The organism is Mesorhizobium sp. EU05-FHT14A09 (assembly GCF_058790995.1).
The window spans coordinates 827,537-843,208 of the sequence record NZ_JBYTDF010000002.1 but is presented as its reverse complement, the minus strand read 5'-3'; the positions used below and the strand labels follow the sequence as shown (position 1 = coordinate 843,208).

Sequence of the window (15,672 nt, the reverse complement as noted above, 5' to 3'; positions counted from 1 at the left end):
GCAGGGCGAAGTCTCCGGAAACGTCCACAACCTCGCCGGTACCGCAAAACTCGGCCTCAAATGGTGACGAGGAGCGGCTGGCGGAAACCATAGAAACAATTTCCGCCAGCCGACACGCCTGAGAATGACATCAAACCAGCGCAATCCAACCGCATATGATAGTATGCTAACGTGCTGTCTTAGAGCGCCGGGAGTCCTTTTGGACGCGCAAAGGTCGCTCTAACACTTTGGTTTGGCGTATGATCCTTTCCGAAAATCGATTCCGATTTTCCGGGTCATGCGCTCGGCGGGGACTTGCAGCGGCTGATGATGGAAGACGTCGTTCTTCGACTATCGAAGGTCCAGGAAATTTCCGGCGCCATGGTGGCGCTTTATGATGGCTCCGATCGCCTGAGATACGCCAATCGGGCATTTCGCGAAGTCTATTTCATCGAGCCCGAAGAGACGCCGCTATGGGCGGATATCATGCGCCGGAACTTTGCGCTGGCGCGTGGGACGATGATCCGCGCAGCCAATTTCGAAGAGTGGCTGGTGTCGACCCAGGCGCGGCGTGGAAAGGTTGGCTTCCGCGCCTTCGAAACGGATCTCTTCGACGGACGCTGGCTTTGGATGACGGAAACCGTCGATGCCGAAGGATGGATGCTTTGCATCGCCAGCGACATCACATCGATCCGGGCGACCGAACGAAAGGTCAGGCAGGACCGCGACTTTGCCCTCAAAGTGGCGCAGACGGATGAGTTGACGGGCATACCCAATCGCCGCTTCATCCTGGCGAGAGCGGAAGAAGTCATTGCCAGAGCGGCTGCCGCGCCCAATGAGAGCAGTGGCTGCCTGGCGATGCTCGATCTCGATCATTTCAAGGATATCAACGATCGCTTTGGCCATGCCTCCGGCGACATCGTGTTGCGGGATTTCGCAACGACAATCCATGGCATGGTGCGCCGTCTCGACAGCATCGGCCGTGTCGGCGGCGAGGAGTTCGCGCTCGTCCTGCCCGGAGCGGGTCTGGAGGACGCGGAAAGAATCGTCCAGCGCATGCTATCGCAGGTTCGCCTGTCCAGGCCGCTGGGTGTCAAACGCGCCTTCGGCTACACGTTTTCAGCCGGGATTGCCCTGGTTCGACCGGACGATACGCTGGCCACCCTGTATGAACGTGCCGACAAGGCGCTCTATCGGGCAAAACTTGGCGGACGCAACCGGATTTGTGTCGAAGGCGAGCCGAGAAACGAACCGGCGCCAGCCATGTGAACCCGCCAAATCGATTGCTGCCCTGTGATGATCCTGCGTGGTTACGCCTACATGAAGCTTTATCGATTTGCGGACGCCGAACAGGTCTTCCGCGCTGCGGCGGCAACTGGCGACCGTGATGCGCTGAAAGCACTCGGCGATCTGAATAGCGCCCGCAGCCGCAATTGAACCGACGCCATCAGAGCGCGACAGGCGGATTGTTTTTTTACCGTTTTTCCGGTGCCAGAGGCGGGCAGGAGGTAGCCGGTCTCTACGGTTCACTGACTTTAATATTGACCGACCGGTCGGATTATGTAACTGTCAAGGCCTTCGCCGGGAAGGAGCTTGGCGGGACCGGGAGGAGATGACGTGACCCAATCTGATCCGCGGTTGGCCGACACGCTGTTGGTCGCGATCACCGATGGCGTCATGACGTTGACGCTCAACCGTCCCGACAAGCTGAATTCCTTCAATCCGGAACTGCACGAAGCCTTGCGCGCTGCGTTCGAACGGGCGCGCGATGATGCTGCGATCCGTGCCGTGCTGCTTACCGGCGCCGGCCGTGCCTTCTGCGCCGGCCAGGATCTCGGTGATCGCGATCCGCGCAAAGCCTCCGAGGCGCCGGATCTCGGCCATACGATCGAGACCTACTACAACCCGTTGCTGCGCCTGATCCGCTCGCTGGACAAACCCGTCATCTGTGCCGTCAACGGCGTTGCCGCCGGGGCCGGCGCCAACATAGCGCTGGCCTGCGACATCGTGCTGGCGGCGAAATCGGCCAAGTTCATCCAGGCTTTTTCTAAGATAGGCTTGGTGCCGGATTCCGGCGGTACCTGGACCTTGCCGCGCCTGCTCGGCGAAGCGCGCGCCAAGGCGCTGGTGCTGACCGCCGAGCCATTGCCGGCACAAACCGCAGCCGACTGGGGACTGATCTGGAAGGCGGTCGACGACGAACAATTGATGCCGGAGGCGACGGCACTGGCAGGGCGTCTGGCTGCCGGTCCGACCTTTGGCATCGGCCTGACCAAGCAGGCCATTCATGCCAGTGCCGCCAATACGCTCGATCAGCAGCTCGACCTTGAACGCGACCTGCAGCGCAAGGCGGGCCGCAGCGCAGATTATGCTGAAGGCGTTGTCGCGTTCCTGGAAAAGCGCACGCCGGAGTTCAAGGGTAAATGACGGTCGATCTCGGAGATGCGGCGGCGGTTGCCACGGCCTCGGCCGCAGCGATGTGGCGAGACGATCGCGCCTCGCGGCATCTCGGCATGGAACTCGAACATGTCGGGCCAGGCGAAGCCACCGTTTCCTTCACCGTTACAGACGTGATGACCAACGGTCACAACACCTGCCACGGCGGCTACATGTTCACGCTTGCAGACTCGGCCTTCGCCTTCGCCTGCAACAGCTACAATCAGCGGGCGGTGGCGCAGCATTGCTCGGTTACCTTCGTCGCGCCTGCTTTTCTCGGCGACAGGCTGACGGCGCGTGCACGCGAGGTGTCGCGTTCCGGGCGCAACGGTATCTACGACATCGCGGTGATCAACCAGAAAGGGGAGCGGGTGGCGGAATTCCGTGGTCACTCGCGTACGGTCAAGGGAACACATCTGCCGTTGCCGGCATAGGCGCTGCGCATCCGTCGAGGGGCGGCAGCGCTGACGATCTGGGAGGATCTGAATGGAAGACCTGTCTCCGCGTCCGGGCGATCTGGAGCCGATCGAGATTGCTTCGCGCGACGAGATTTCGGCACTCCAGCTCAAGCGGTTGAAGGCAACGCTAGACCATGCCTATCGCAACTCGCCGCACTACAGGGCGAAGTTCGACGCGGCCGGTGTGCATCCCGACGATCTGCGGCAACTGTCGGACCTGTCGAAGTTCCCCTTCACCGTCAAAAAGGACCTGCGCGACACCTATCCATTCGGCATGTTTGCCGTGCCGCGCGAGAAGTTGGCACGCCTCCATGCGTCCTCGGGAACCACGGGCAAGCCGACCGTCGTCGGCTACACCCAGAACGATATCGACATGTGGGCAACCTGCGTCGCCCGCTCCATCCGGGCATCGGGCGGCAGGCCAGGCGATATCTGCCATGTCGCCTATGGCTATGGCCTGTTTACCGGCGGCCTCGGCGCGCACTACGGCGCTGAGAAACTCGGCTGCACGGTGGTGCCGGTCTCCGGCGGCATGACCGAGCGCCAGGTCTCGCTGATCCAGGATTTCAAGCCGCGCATCATCATGGTGACGCCCTCCTATATGCTGTCCATCCTGGACGAGTATCGGCGGATCGGTGTTGATCCACGCTCGTCGTCGCTGGCGGTCGGCATCTTCGGGGCCGAACCCTGGACGAACGCCATGCGCGAGGAGATCCAGGACGACTTCGACATGCATGCCGTCGACATTTACGGCCTGTCCGAAGTCATCGGTCCCGGCGTCGCCAACGAATGCGTCGAGACCAAGGACGGGCTGCATGTGTGGGAAGATCATTTCTATCCGGAGATCATCGATCCCGAGACGGGCGAAGTCTTGCCGGATGGCGAGATGGGTGAGCTGGTCTTCACCTCGCTGACCAAGGAAGCACTGCCGATCATCCGCTACAGGACACGTGATCTCACCCGCCTGCTGCCGGGCACCGCGCGCTCCATGCGGCGCATCGAGAAGATCACCGGCCGCTCCGACGACATGATGATCCTGCGCGGCGTCAACGTCTTCCCGACCCAGATCGAGGAACAGCTGCTGAAATGCGCTGGCCTCGCGCCACATTTCCAGATCGTGCTGAGCCGCGAAGGCCGTCTCGACGACATGACCGTTCATGTCGAGGCCATGCCACATGCCGTGGAAGCCACCCAGCGCGCCGCTTCCGCCAAAGAACTTGCGCACCACATCAAGAGCGTGGTGGGTGTGAGCACCAAGATCGTGGTCGGGGATCCCGATTCGGTCGAGCGCTCTGCCGGCAAGGCCAGGCGGATCGTCGACAACAGGCCTAAAGCATGAGCTGAGATCATGCGCCGGACGAAGAGATAGAAGATGGCAAGGACGAGGGCTGCTGATTTCGACGAGAAACGGCGCAGCATTCTCGACAGCGCCGCTGCGGTCTTCGCCAAGCTTGGCATGGAGCGTGCTTCCATGGCGCAGATCGCGCAGGAGAACAACGTCTCCAAGGCGCTGCTCTACCACTATTATCCAAGCAAGGAGTTGTTGCTGTTCGATATCGGCCGCACTCATCTGGTCGAGCTAGAACAGGCGATCCTGGAGGCTGATCGTCCCGAACTGGAGCCACGGCAAAGGTTGCGCCACCTGATCGGTGGCGTACTTGAGAACTATCGCACCGCCGCCAGTTTCCAGCAGGTTCTGCTCAACGGCACGGGGTCGCTGTCCGAAGCCCAGAAAACCGAGTTGCAGCAGATGGAACGCCGTATCGTGAAGGCGTTTTCCGATGTACTCACCGACATCAATCCCGAGCTCGGCAAGGCGCGTGCCGGCGTCACGCCTGTCACCATGTCGCTGTTCGGCATCCTCAACTGGGCCTACACCTGGTTCAAGCCAAGCGGGGCGTTGAACCGCGAAGGTTATGCCGACATGGTGACGTCGCTGTTCCTCGATGGCGTGAATTCGCTAAAATAGATTGGTGCGTCCTTCGAGGCTCGCCCGCATAAGGTCGTGCTTGTTTTCCACCCGCCTGCGGGCTCGCACCTCAGGATGAGGACCGTTGTGGAACTACCTCCCAAGTTCCGAGACGTCTCGGGATTCTCGCCTTGAAGCCTCACAACTGTCCTCATCCTCTCAGGATGAAGACAGTTGTGCCGCTAATACTGTCCTCATCCTGAGGTGCTCGCGAAGCGAGCCTCGAAGGACGCACAAATCAACGACCTGAAATCCTCACGCGGCTTGCCGCGTTTCAGCATCCGCCTTGGCAAGCAGCGCAGCGACGCGTGCCTTGACCTTCGCGACCGCTTCATCCTTCACCGGCCCATAGCCGCGGATATCCATCGGTGCCTTCGCCAGTTCCAACAGTTCGGCTGAAGGCTGCGCGCCGAGCCGACCGACGATCTGGTCTACCAAGCCCTGGTACCAGCCGATCAGTTCCCGCTCCATGCGGCGTTCCGCCGTGTAGCCGAACGGATCAAAGGCCGTGCCACGCAATCGCTTCAGGTGGGCCATCATACGCAGCGGGGTCTGGATCCACTGGCCGAACTGGCGTTTGCGTGGCCGGCCGCGTGCGTCTTTCTCGCCACCCATGAAGGGCGGCGCGAAGTGGTAGTTGACCTTGTAGTCGCCGTCGAACTCGCGCTTCAGTTCTGCCAGGAAACCGGTCTGCATGTGCAGCCGCGCCACCTCATATTCGTCCTTGTAGGACATCAGCTTGAACAGTGAGCGCGCCACAGCTTCGGTCACGGCTTCGGAGCCGGAAGACCGCTCGGCATCGCGAACCCGATCCACTGTCGCGCGATAACGCTGCGCCCAGGCCCGATCCTGATAGTCCGTAAGGAAAGCCTCGCGCCGGGCAATCATCTCGTCCAGGCTTTCGGCTGCCGCCGCCGGCAGATCGGGAGCAAGTGCGCGCGGGTCGGCGGCAGCCAGTCGGCCGGCGGCAAAGGCCTGTCTGTTGCGTTCGACCGCGACGCCGTTCAGCTCGATCGCCCTTTGCAGCGCGTTGTGTTCGATCGGCACCAGCCCGCGCTGCCAGGCATAGCCCAGCAGGATGATGTTGGCGAAGACGGCGTCGCCGAAGAGCCGCTCGGCAAGGGCATTGGCGTCCAGCGCACGCACATTGTCAGCGCCGGCTACCCGCTCGATTTCTTTGAGCCGGCGGCGCGTCGAAAGATCGGCATCGCGCAGCCGCACGATATCGCCGGTCGGCATTTCAGCCATGTTCACCACCGCCTGCATTCCAGCCCTGTAACAGCCGGAAGCCTTGGGCGATGATGACACCACGATGTCGCCGCCGATCAGCGCATCCGCGGCACCGGCATCGATACGGACCTGGTTGATGTGTGTGGGCGTTGCAGCCAGCCGGATGAAGGAGAGCACCGGGCCGAACTTCTGCGCGAAGCCTGTGAAGTCGAGCACCGAGCTGCCTTTGCCCTCCAGATGCGCGGCCATCGAGATCAGTGCGCCGACGGTTACCACGCCAGTGCCGCCGACACCGGTCACAAGAAGATCGTAGGGATGATCGAGCGAGGGAAGGCTCGGAGAGGGCAGGGCCACAGCGCGGGCACCAAAATCCTCGCTGCTCGCCTGTCGTTTGCGCCTCACCGCGCCTTCAACGGTCACGAAACTCGGGCAGAAGCCATTCAGGCACGAGAAGTCCTTGTTACAGTTGGAAAGATTGATCCTGCGCTTGCGGCCGAACGGCGTTTCCTTCGGTTCGACGCTGAGGCAGTTGGACTCGACCGAGCAGTCGCCACAACCTTCGCAGACCAGGTCATTGATCCAGGCAAAACGCTTGGGGTCTTCCATCGTGCCGCGCTTGCGCCGCCGCCGCTTTTCGGTGGCGCAGGTCTGTTCGTAGATGAGCACGGAGACGCCCTGCACCTCGCGCAGGTCACGCTGCACGGCATCGAGCTGTGAGCGGTTGTGCAGCGTCACGCCCGAGGGAAATGCCGCGATGCTGAACTTATCCGGCTGATCGGAGACGAGCGCGATGCGGTCGACGCCTTCGGCACGCACTTCCTGCGCGATCGCCTGAACGCTGATTGGGCCATCCACCGGCTGGCCGCCGGTCATGGCGACCGCGTCGTTGAACAGGATCTTGTAGGTAATGTTGGCCTTCGCCGCGATCGCCTGGCGGATCGCCATCGAACCGGAGTGGTAATAGGTACCTTCGCCGAGATTCTGGAAGATGTGGCCCTTGCCGGTGAACAGCGAGGAGGCTGCCCAGTTCACGCCTTCACCGCCCATCTGGATCAACGACGTCGTTTCACGGTCCATCCAGCTTGCCATGAAGTGGCAGCCGATACCGGCCAGCGCCTTGGAGCCTTCCGGCACCTTGGTGGACGAGTTGTGCGGGCAGCCGGAACAGAAATAGGGCGTGCGCACCGCGCCCGGCACCTGGATCAGCCGTTCCGATTCCGGCAGCAGGGCTGCCGCGCGGTCGAGCAAGCGCAGGTTCGGGAATACCATGTCCAGCCGCTTGGCGACGATCGGTGCCAGCATGCGCGGCGACAGCTCGCCAATCCACGAGATCAGGCGGTTGCCGTCCTCGTCGCGCTTGCCGACCATCGAGTGCGGCTTGTGACCGGGATAGTCGTAGAAATACTCCTTGAGCTGGCTTTCGATGATGCCACGCTTCTCCTCTACGACGAGGATCTCTTTCTTTTCCTTGACGAACTCCAGTGCGTCGCGGCGCGCCAGCGGCCACACCATGCCGACCTTGTAGATGTCGATGCCAAGCTTGCGGCATGCCTTCTCGTCCAGCCCGAGCAGCCGCAGCGCTTCCATCAGGTCGAGATGGGCCTTGCCGGTGGTGACGATGCCGAAACTGGCATCGGCGATGTCGTAGATGCGGCGGTCGATCGGGTTCGCTTCGGCAAAGGCATAGACGGCCATCTTCTTGGCCTCCATGCGTTCTTCGATCTGCGGACCGGGCAGGTCGGGCCAGCGATAATGCAGGCCGGTCGGCGGCGGCGTGTAGTCGGGCTGCTGGAACCGGCGGTCGGGGACGACTTCCACCGACTGGCCGCTCTCCACGGTTTCCGAGATCGCCTTGAAGCCAACCCACATGCCCGTGAAGCGCGACAGCGCATAACCATACTCGCCGAAGGCCTGATATTCGCCAACCGATGCCGGGTTCAGCGTCGGCATGAACCAAGCCATGAAAGCGACGTCGGACTGATGCGGCATCGAGGACGACACGCAGCCATGGTCGTCACCGGCCACCACCAGCACACCGCCATGCGGCGAGGAGCCATAAGCATTGCCGTGCTTCAGTGCATCGCCGGCGCGATCGACACCTGGCCCCTTGCCGTACCACATCGAAAACACGCCTTCGACGGTCCGCTCCGGATTGGTCTCGACCTGCTGCGAGCCGAGCACGGCGGTGGCGGCAAGGTCCTCGTTCACGGCCGGCAGGAACTCGATGCCGTGCTGCTTGACGAGATCCTTCGCGCGCCAAAGCTCAAGGTCGACGCCGCCCAGCGGTGAGCCGCGATAGCCGGAGACGAAGCCGGCCGTGTTGAGGCCGCGCTCCTTGTCGCGCCGCGCCTGGTCGAGCGTGATGCGCACCAGCGCCTGGGTGCCGGTCAGAAAAACACGGCCGTCCGTGTTCGTGTAGCGATCGTTGAGATTGTAGTCGGCAAGCGAGGGGGCAGCGTCAGCCACGGCCGGATCTCCCAAGAGGGTATCATCCAGTTCAGTCTACGCCTGCTGCCTGAAATATCCTGCCAGTCTTACCTTTGATCGAAGACGATGTGGTCAAATTAACCAAAAAGGGATATTCGATCGGGAAAATAAACCGAAAGGGGGAGATTTCCATGCAACTCACCGAGCCGGACAGGATTCTGCTGCGGCTGCTGCAGCAGGATGCGCGGATCTCCAACCAGGAACTGGCGGAGAAGGCCGGCATGTCGGCGTCCGCCTGCTGGCGGCGGGTCAGGTCGCTGGAAGAGGCCGGCATCATTTCCGGCTATGGCGCCGTCGTCGATCCGATGAAGGCCGGGCTGAATTTCTCGGCGGTGGTGCATGTCATGCTATCACGGCATGAGGCCGAGCATCTCGCCACTTTCGTTTCACGCGTCGCCGCGCGGCCGGAGGTGCTGGAGTGTTTTTCAACCACCGGCGAGGCCGACTACCACCTGCATGTCGTCTGTCGCGACAAGGATGCCTATAACGACTTCCTAGAGCATTTCCTGTTCCGGCTGCCTGGCATTGCCCATGTACGCACCAATCTGGTGCTCAAGGACATCAAAGTGCACGGGCAGGTGCCGGTTTAGGCCTACTGCGGCCAGGTCTTTGCCACCATAGTCAGGACGTCATACTGCGCCACGATCTGCGTGTCCTGGTTGGTCACCGTGCAATCCCAGCGCACCTCGCCATAATTTTCGGTCTCACGCGGATTGATCTGCTTGGCCGTCAACGTCACCTGCAGCATGTCGCCCGGGTTGACGGGCGTGAGGAAGCGCAACGAGTCCACGCCGTAATTGGCGAGCACCGGTCCCGGCGCCGGATCGACGAACAGGCCGGCGGCGAAGGAGACGATCAGGTAGCCATGCGCCACGCGTCCCTCGAAGAACGGGTTCGCCCTGGCCGCTTCCTCATCCATATGGGCATAGAAGGTGTCGCCCGTGAAATTGGCGAAATGCTCGATGTCCTCCAATGTCACCATGCGCGTGCCGGTCACCAACTGGTCGCCGATTTCCAGTTCGGCGAGCGATTTGCGGAATGGATGCACGTCGTCGTGCCTGGCTTTCGCTCCGTGCGTCCAGCGGCCGGTGACTTCCGAAAGCAGCCAGGGTGCCGCCTGCACCGCGGTGCGCTGCATGTAGTGCTTGACCGAGCGCATGCCGCCCAGTTCCTCGCCGCCGCCGGCGCGGCCGGGGCCACCATGCACCAGCACCGGCAGGGGGGAACCGTGGCCGGTCGAGGACTTCGCGCTGGCACGATTGCCGATCATGACGCGGCCGTGCCAGGGCCCAAGTGCGTGCACCGTGTCGCGTGCGAATACCGGATCGTTGGTGAATACGGATGCGACCAGGCTGCCCTTGCCACGCCGTGCGAGTGTGGCGGCTTCCCCGGCGGTTTCGTAAGGGACGATCGTGCTGACTGGCCCGAACGCCTCCACGTCATGCACCGCTTTCGCCGCATCCGGCTTGTCGCAATAGAGCAGGATCGGGCTGAGAAACGCGCCTGTTTCGGCATTGCCGGAGGCGACATTCGGCTTGTCCGGATCGCCGGCGACGATTTCGGCATCGCCCTGCAGTTCCTTGATGCGGGCACGTACCTCGTCGCGCTGCGCCAGGCTCGCCAGCGGCCCCATCTTGATGCCTTCCTCGCCAGGATTGCCGAGCGGCGTCTTGGCAAGCCGGTCGCCGAGCGCCTTGATCAGCGCTTCGACGCCGGCACGCGGTGCGATCACCCGGCGGATGGCCGTACACTTCTGGCCGGCCTTGGCGGTCATTTCACGCGCCACTTCCTTGACGAAGAGGTCGAATTCCTCGGTGCCGGCAACCGCATCCGGCCCGAGGATCGCCGCGTTGAGAGAATCCGCCTCCATGGTGAAACGCACCGAGTTTTCGACGATCGTCGGGTGTGCCTTCAGCTTGCGTCCCGTCGCAGCCGATCCGGTAAAGGTCACCACGTCCTGGCAGTCGACATGGTCGAGCAGGTCGCCGACCGAACCGCTGATCAACTGCAAGGCACCTTCGGGTAGGATGTCGAGATCGATGATCCGGTGCACCATCAGTTCGGTCAGATAGGCGGTCTGGCTGGCCGGCTTGACGATGGCCGGCATGCCGGCGAGCAGGGTGGGGGCGAGCTTCTCCAGCATGCCCCAGCAGGGGAAATTGAAGGCGTTGATGTGGATCGCCACGCCTTCGAGAGGTGTCAGGATGTGCTGGCCGGAAAAGCTGTTGTCACGCGACAGCAGCTCGACGTCGCCATCGACCAGCGTGTGCGTGTTGGGCAGTTCGCGCCGACCCTTCGACGCGTAGGAGAGCAACGTGCCGATGCCGCCTTCGATGTCGATCCAGCTGTCGGTGCGGGTCGCACCCGTTGCCGTCGACAGCGCATAGAATTCTTCCTTGGCTTCCATTAGCGCCTGGCCGAGTGCCTTCAGCATCAGTGCGCGCTCGTGGAAGCTCATTTTGCGCAGTGCCGGGTTGCCAGTTTCGCGGCCAAAACCGAGCGCGGCCTTGAAATCAATGCCGCTGGCGTCGATCAGCGCGACCGGCTCGCCGGTCGCGGCATCGAGCAGCGACACTGCCTTGCCGGCGCCGCGGACCCATTGCCCGGCGATATAGGATTCCAGCTGGCGGACAGTGTTCACGGGCGCGTTCATGGCTGGCTCCTCGATGGCTCTGAAAGGCAAGGCAGGGGATCAGCGCAGGCCGATGTCGCCCAATAGATTGTCGACCTGGCGTGCCCATTCGACCGCGAGTTCCGCGTTGCCGGTGTGGCGCAGGCCGAATTTCTTCTGCGTGTCGAAATGCTGGGAAGCAGCGGCGCCGAAACTTGCCGCGACGCGTGGTCGCCAATAGGCGATTGATGCCGCCAAAGCAGGCTTGTTGGCCTTGTCCTGCAGCAGCTTGCGCAAGCCTTCCTCGCCGAGCTCCATGTGCCGGCGCTCGCGCGGCAGGATCGCCCGGAAAATGTCACCCAGCGGCTGATAGGACAGGCTGGAAAATTCGTCGAGCTGGATCGTCACCGCCCGGCCCATCAGCACGTTCATCACGACGGCATCGAGCCAGCCCTGCAGCGGATAGTGCAATACTGCCAGCCGCATGTCGGACCCGTGGCGGGCCGCACCCAGGTCGCTGTCGCGGGCGACGCGCGCGGTCCAGGGGTGGTGGCTGGCATAGCGGGAGATGTCGGCGCCGAACTCACCCATCACGGCAAGCACGCGCTCGGCATGGTCGAGTTTCTCCAGCACGATGCGGGAAGCGGCGATGCGCTCCTTGATGCCGGGCCCTTGATTGACGATGTCGGCAAAGCCTGCAGCGCCCGCAAGCTCGCTGTCGACGAAGGTCGCCATCAACCGCAGCAGTTCACCGCGATAGCGCGGCGGCGCATTTTCCGGTGTCGTCAGCTTGCCGCCCTGAGCGAGATAGTCTTCCAGCGGCATGCTTTCTTGCGGGTCACTGGTCATAGGTCACCACCACGTGATCCGACAAAGGATGGCACTGGCAGGTCAGAACATAGCCCTGGCGCACCTCGTAGTCTTCCAGCGCGTGGTTGGTCTCCATCTCCACTTCGCCTTCCAGGACCATGGCGCGGCAGGTCGAACAGACGCCTGCCTTGCAGGCGAACGGTGCGTCGAGACTGGCCGCCAAAGCGGCCTCCAGGATGGTTTCGCCCTTCTTCGCCATCTCGATGACGCGGGTGGAACCGTCGAGCGTGATCGTCGCCTTGCAGGTCTCGGCCTTTGCGCTGTCGGCCGCTGTCTTCACGACATGCTTCGCGCGGCGCGGGGCCGAAGCAAACAGCTCGAACTTGATCTGATCGTCGCGCAATCCGTGTTCGCGCAGCGAGGCAGCGATCGCCAGCATCATCGGCTCAGGCCCGCAGATGAAGGCCATGTCGATGGCGGCGATGTTGATCCAGCCCTTGAACAGCCGCGCGCATTTTTCGGCATCGATGCGGCCCGAAAACAGGTCGATTTCCTGCGCCTCGCTTTCCAGCACATGCACCACGTTGAAGCGGCCGAGATGCGTGTTCTTGATGTCCTCCAACTCCTCGCGGAACATGATCGAGTTGATCGAACGGTTGCCGTAGATCAGCGTGAAGCGCGACCTGGGTTCGCGCGCCAGCGTCGTCTTGATCAGCGACAGCACCGGCGTGATGCCGCTGCCGCCGGCGAAGCCGAGATAGTGGCGGCCCGCCTCGGGCTGCAGCGGCACATGGAAGGCCCCCATCGGCGCCATGGCCTCGAGAGCATCGCCCGCCTTCAGTTCCTCATTGGCCCAGGTCGAGAAGGCGCCACCATCGACGCGCTTGATGCCGACCTTGAGCAGTCCTTCGTCCCTGCCGACGCAGATCGAATAGGAGCGGCGCAATTCCTCACCGTCGAACGAGCGGCGGAAGGTCAGGTACTGGCCCTGCGTGAAGTCGAAGGCTGCGCGGTCCTCGTCACGCGGGGCAAGCGTCACCACGACGGCGTCGCGTGTCTCGCGCCGGATGTCCGTGACCTCAAGGGGAAAGAAGCGGGCCATCGGCGCCTCAGATGCTCTTGAAATAATCGAAGGGTTCCAGGCACTCGGTGCAGCGGTAGTGCGCCTTGCACGGTGTCGAACCGAACTGGCTGATGCGTTCGGTTTTCGTCGAGCCGCATTGCGGACACGCGACAATCAGAGGCTTGAGTGCTCCGGCGCAGGCGGCCGTGCCTTCCTGGGGCGGGGCGATGCCGTAGGCACTGAGCTTTTCCCGACCCTCGGCGCTGATCCAGGCCGTGGTCCATGCCGGCGACAGCTGCCGCTTGAGTTCGAGCTTTTCGATGCCATGTTCGACCAGGGCCCGTTCGATCTCGATGTTGATGACGCCGGTCGCCGGACAGCCTGAATAGGTTGGAGTGACCGTCACTTCCAGCGTGTCGTCGCGCCAGGCGACATCGCGGATTATGCCGAGATCGATCAGCGAGATGACCGGGATTTCCGGATCCGGGATCTCGGCGAGCCAGGACCAGATCTGGCTGAGGCGAGGGCGGGTGATCGTGGCGAGCGTCATCGCGGCCTCACCATCTCGCGCCGGGATAAGCGCGCTGCAGGAACTGCATTTCGGCAAGGATGAAGCCGAGATGCTCGGAATGCACGCCGCGCTTGCCGCCCTTCTGGGCATAGCTCTTGTCCGGTGCCTTGAGCGTAGCCTCGGCCAAAGTGCGGCCGACATGCTGATCCCACGCGGGCCGTAGCGAGGCGGGTGCGGGGGCTGCGCCTGCCGTCTCCAGCTCTTCGTCCAGCGCATCGCCGAGGAACATCTCGCCGGTATAGGGCCACAGGAAATCCAGCGCCGACTGCATGCGGGCCTGGCTTTCGCCTGTCCCATCACCCAGGCGCACGACCAGATCGGTGCTGCGCTCGAGGTGATAGGCGACTTCCTTGGAGGCCTTTTCCGCGATCTCGGCAATGCGCCTGTCGCTGGAGTTGGTCAGCGCCTTCAGCATCGGCAGATGCCAGGCATCGAACAGGAACTGGCGCATGATGGTGCGGCCGAAATCGCCATTCGGCTGCTCGACCAGCAACAGGTTGCGATAGTCGGAGGTGTCGCGCAGGAAGGCAAGGGTATCCGCCGTCTTGCCGTTGCCTTCGCTCTCGCAGGCAAGGCCGAGCCACAACTGCGCCTGGCCGACATGGTCGAGCGCGGTGTTGGCGAGTGCAATGTCTTCCTCAAGCGCTGGTGAATGGCCGCACCATTCGGAATCGCGATGGCCCAGGATCAGGCAGTTGTCGCCCATGCGCAGCGCGAATTCCGCAATGGCCGCAGATGTGGCGCTCATTACATGTGCCCCACTTCGTCCGGCACATCGAAGAAGGTCGGGTGCCGGTAGACCTTGGAGTTGGCCGGGTCGAACAGAGGGCCTTTGTCGGAGGGCGCGCTGGCTACGACATCGGAGGAGCGCACCACCCAGATGCTCACGCCTTCATTGCGGCGGGTGTAGACGTCGCGTGCATTGTGGATTGCCATCTTGGCATCCGGCGCATGCAGGCTGCCGACATGGCGATGGTTGAGACCATGCTGGCCGCGGATGAAGACTTCCCACAGGGGCCATTCGCTTGTCATGACAGGCTCCTTTTCGGTTACGCAGCGGCTGCCGTCGTCTTGTGGACGGCGTGTTTTTCGGCATGAGCGGTGAGTGCATCCCGGAACCAGGCGCCGTCGTCCCAGGCCTTGCGGCGGGCTTCCAGGCGCTCACGATTGCAGGGACCGTTGCCGGCGATCACCTCAAAGAACTCGGTCCAGTCCGGCTCGCCGAAATCATGGCCGCCTTTCTCCTCATTCCACTTCAGGTCGGGATCGGGAACGGTGAGGCCCAGGAATTTCGCCTGCGGCACGGTCTGGTCGACGAATTTCTGGCGCAGTTCGTCGTTCGAATCCTGCTTGATGTTCCAGGCCATCGATTGGGCGGAGTGCACCGAGGCATCGTCCGAAGGGCCGAACATCATCAATGACGGCCACCACCAGCGGTTCAGCGCGTCCTGCGCCATCGCTTTCTGTTCGGGCGTGCCGTTGCAGAGCACGGTCAGGATGTCGAAACCCTGGCGCTGGTGAAAGCTCTCTTCCTTGCAGATGCGAACCATGGCGCGCGCATAGGGCCCGTAGGAGCAGCGCTGCAGCGGCACCTGGTTCATGATGGCAGCGCCGTCGACCAGCCAGCCGATGGCGCCGATGTCGGCCCAGGTCAGCGTCGGATAGTTGAAGATCGAGGAATACTTCGCCTTACCCGAATGCAGTTGTCCGTACATCTCGTCGCGGCTGATGCCGAGCGTTTCGGCGGCGCAATAGAGATAGAGACCGTGGCCGGCCTCGTCCTGCACCTTGGCAAGCAGGATCGCCTTGCGCTCCAGCGTCGGTGCGCGCGTGATCCAGTTGCCTTCGGGCAACTGGCCGACGATCTCGGAATGGGCATGCTGGGAAATCTGCCGGATCAGCGTCTTGCGATAGGCTTCCGGCATCCACTCCTTCGGCTCGATCTTCTGGCCGGCATCGATGCGCTCCTGGAATGCGCGCTCCTGCGGCTCCATCTCGTCCAGGCTTTTCACCCGGGCCGCGTCCGTCTTGACCATCTGCGCATACATGGCGACGTCT

General features: G+C 62.7%; 15 protein-coding genes. 7 read left to right on the top strand and 8 right to left on the bottom strand.

The annotated features are described in order from the left end of the window. Nucleotides 1-309 precede the first annotated feature (309 nt). From AC3WTO_RS11510 to AC3WTO_RS11485, 6 genes are all read left to right on the top strand, one after another. Nucleotides 310-1,248 carry a sensor domain-containing diguanylate cyclase gene (locus tag AC3WTO_RS11510; RefSeq protein WP_492460875.1) on the top strand — a complete coding sequence of 313 codons (939 nt, stop codon included), beginning with the start codon at nt 310-312 and terminating at the stop codon, nt 1,246-1,248. A 24-nt stretch (nt 1,249-1,272) separates the two neighbouring features. After that, nucleotides 1,273-1,416, top strand: coding sequence for a hypothetical protein (locus tag AC3WTO_RS11505; RefSeq protein ID WP_492460827.1), 144 nt, complete (start codon nt 1,273-1,275; stop codon nt 1,414-1,416). 240 nt (nt 1,417-1,656) lie between these two features. Next, nucleotides 1,657-2,406: a 2-(1,2-epoxy-1,2-dihydrophenyl)acetyl-CoA isomerase PaaG gene (paaG, locus tag AC3WTO_RS11500; protein WP_492460873.1), complete on the top strand. Its 750-nt coding sequence runs from the start codon at nt 1,657-1,659 to the stop codon at nt 2,404-2,406. Beyond that, the gene (gene paaI, locus AC3WTO_RS11495) at nt 2,403-2,849 is read left to right on the top strand and encodes a hydroxyphenylacetyl-CoA thioesterase PaaI (RefSeq protein WP_492460826.1); all 447 of its coding nucleotides are present in this window, start codon (nt 2,403-2,405) and stop codon (nt 2,847-2,849) included. The genes paaG and paaI overlap by 4 nt, the downstream gene beginning before the upstream one ends. 52 nt (nt 2,850-2,901) lie before the next feature. Beyond that, nucleotides 2,902-4,212 carry a phenylacetate--CoA ligase PaaK gene (gene paaK / locus AC3WTO_RS11490; RefSeq protein WP_492460825.1) on the top strand — a complete coding sequence of 437 codons (1,311 nt, stop codon included), beginning with the start codon at nt 2,902-2,904 and terminating at the stop codon, nt 4,210-4,212. Nucleotides 4,213-4,245: 33 nt separating this feature from the next. Next, a complete protein-coding gene (locus tag AC3WTO_RS11485) occupies nt 4,246-4,842 on the top strand; it encodes a TetR/AcrR family transcriptional regulator (RefSeq protein ID WP_492460824.1) in 597 nt (198 codons plus the stop codon). A gap of 255 nt (nt 4,843-5,097) precedes the next feature. On the opposite strand, the gene AC3WTO_RS11480 is transcribed toward AC3WTO_RS11485, so the two are convergent. Further along, a complete protein-coding gene (locus AC3WTO_RS11480; RefSeq protein ID WP_492460823.1) occupies nt 5,098-8,538 on the bottom strand; it encodes an indolepyruvate ferredoxin oxidoreductase family protein in 3,441 nt (1,146 codons plus the stop codon). A 152-nt stretch (nt 8,539-8,690) separates the two neighbouring features. On the opposite strand from AC3WTO_RS11480, the gene AC3WTO_RS11475 reads away from it, so the two are divergent. Further along, nucleotides 8,691-9,149: an Lrp/AsnC family transcriptional regulator gene (locus tag AC3WTO_RS11475; protein WP_492460822.1), complete on the top strand. Its 459-nt coding sequence runs from the start codon at nt 8,691-8,693 to the stop codon at nt 9,147-9,149. Between the two features lie 2 nt (nt 9,150-9,151). Here the strand turns inward: AC3WTO_RS11475 and paaZ are convergent, their stop codons facing one another. From paaZ to paaA, 7 genes are read right to left on the bottom strand one after another with little or no spacing between them, the layout of a single operon-like run. Beyond that, nucleotides 9,152-11,212: a phenylacetic acid degradation bifunctional protein PaaZ gene (gene paaZ / locus AC3WTO_RS11470; protein WP_492460821.1), complete on the bottom strand. Its 2,061-nt coding sequence runs from the start codon at nt 11,210-11,212 to the stop codon at nt 9,152-9,154. Nucleotides 11,213-11,251: 39 nt separating this feature from the next. After that, nucleotides 11,252-12,019, bottom strand: coding sequence for a Phenylacetic acid catabolic protein (locus tag AC3WTO_RS11465; RefSeq protein ID WP_492460820.1), 768 nt, complete (start codon nt 12,017-12,019; stop codon nt 11,252-11,254). Beyond that, on the bottom strand, nt 12,009-13,082 hold the full coding sequence (paaE, locus tag AC3WTO_RS11460; protein ID WP_492460819.1) for a 1,2-phenylacetyl-CoA epoxidase subunit PaaE: 1,074 nt from the start codon (nt 13,080-13,082) through the stop codon (nt 12,009-12,011). The genes AC3WTO_RS11465 and paaE overlap by 11 nt, the downstream gene beginning before the upstream one ends. 7 nt (nt 13,083-13,089) lie before the next feature. Further along, on the bottom strand, nt 13,090-13,593 hold the full coding sequence (gene paaD, locus AC3WTO_RS11455) for a 1,2-phenylacetyl-CoA epoxidase subunit PaaD (RefSeq protein WP_492460818.1): 504 nt from the start codon (nt 13,591-13,593) through the stop codon (nt 13,090-13,092). 7 nt (nt 13,594-13,600) lie between these two features. Further along, complete coding sequence (gene paaC, locus AC3WTO_RS11450) at nt 13,601-14,362, bottom strand: 1,2-phenylacetyl-CoA epoxidase subunit PaaC (RefSeq protein WP_492460817.1); 762 nt, start codon at nt 14,360-14,362, stop codon at nt 13,601-13,603. Beyond that, nucleotides 14,362-14,646 carry a 1,2-phenylacetyl-CoA epoxidase subunit PaaB gene (paaB, locus tag AC3WTO_RS11445; protein WP_054313507.1) on the bottom strand — a complete coding sequence of 95 codons (285 nt, stop codon included), beginning with the start codon at nt 14,644-14,646 and terminating at the stop codon, nt 14,362-14,364. Before paaB ends, paaC begins: the two co-directional genes overlap by 1 nt. A gap of 17 nt (nt 14,647-14,663) precedes the next feature. Next, a complete protein-coding gene (gene paaA, locus AC3WTO_RS11440) occupies nt 14,664-15,662 on the bottom strand; it encodes a 1,2-phenylacetyl-CoA epoxidase subunit PaaA (RefSeq protein ID WP_492460816.1) in 999 nt (332 codons plus the stop codon). Between the last annotated feature and the right edge of the window lie 10 nt (nt 15,663-15,672).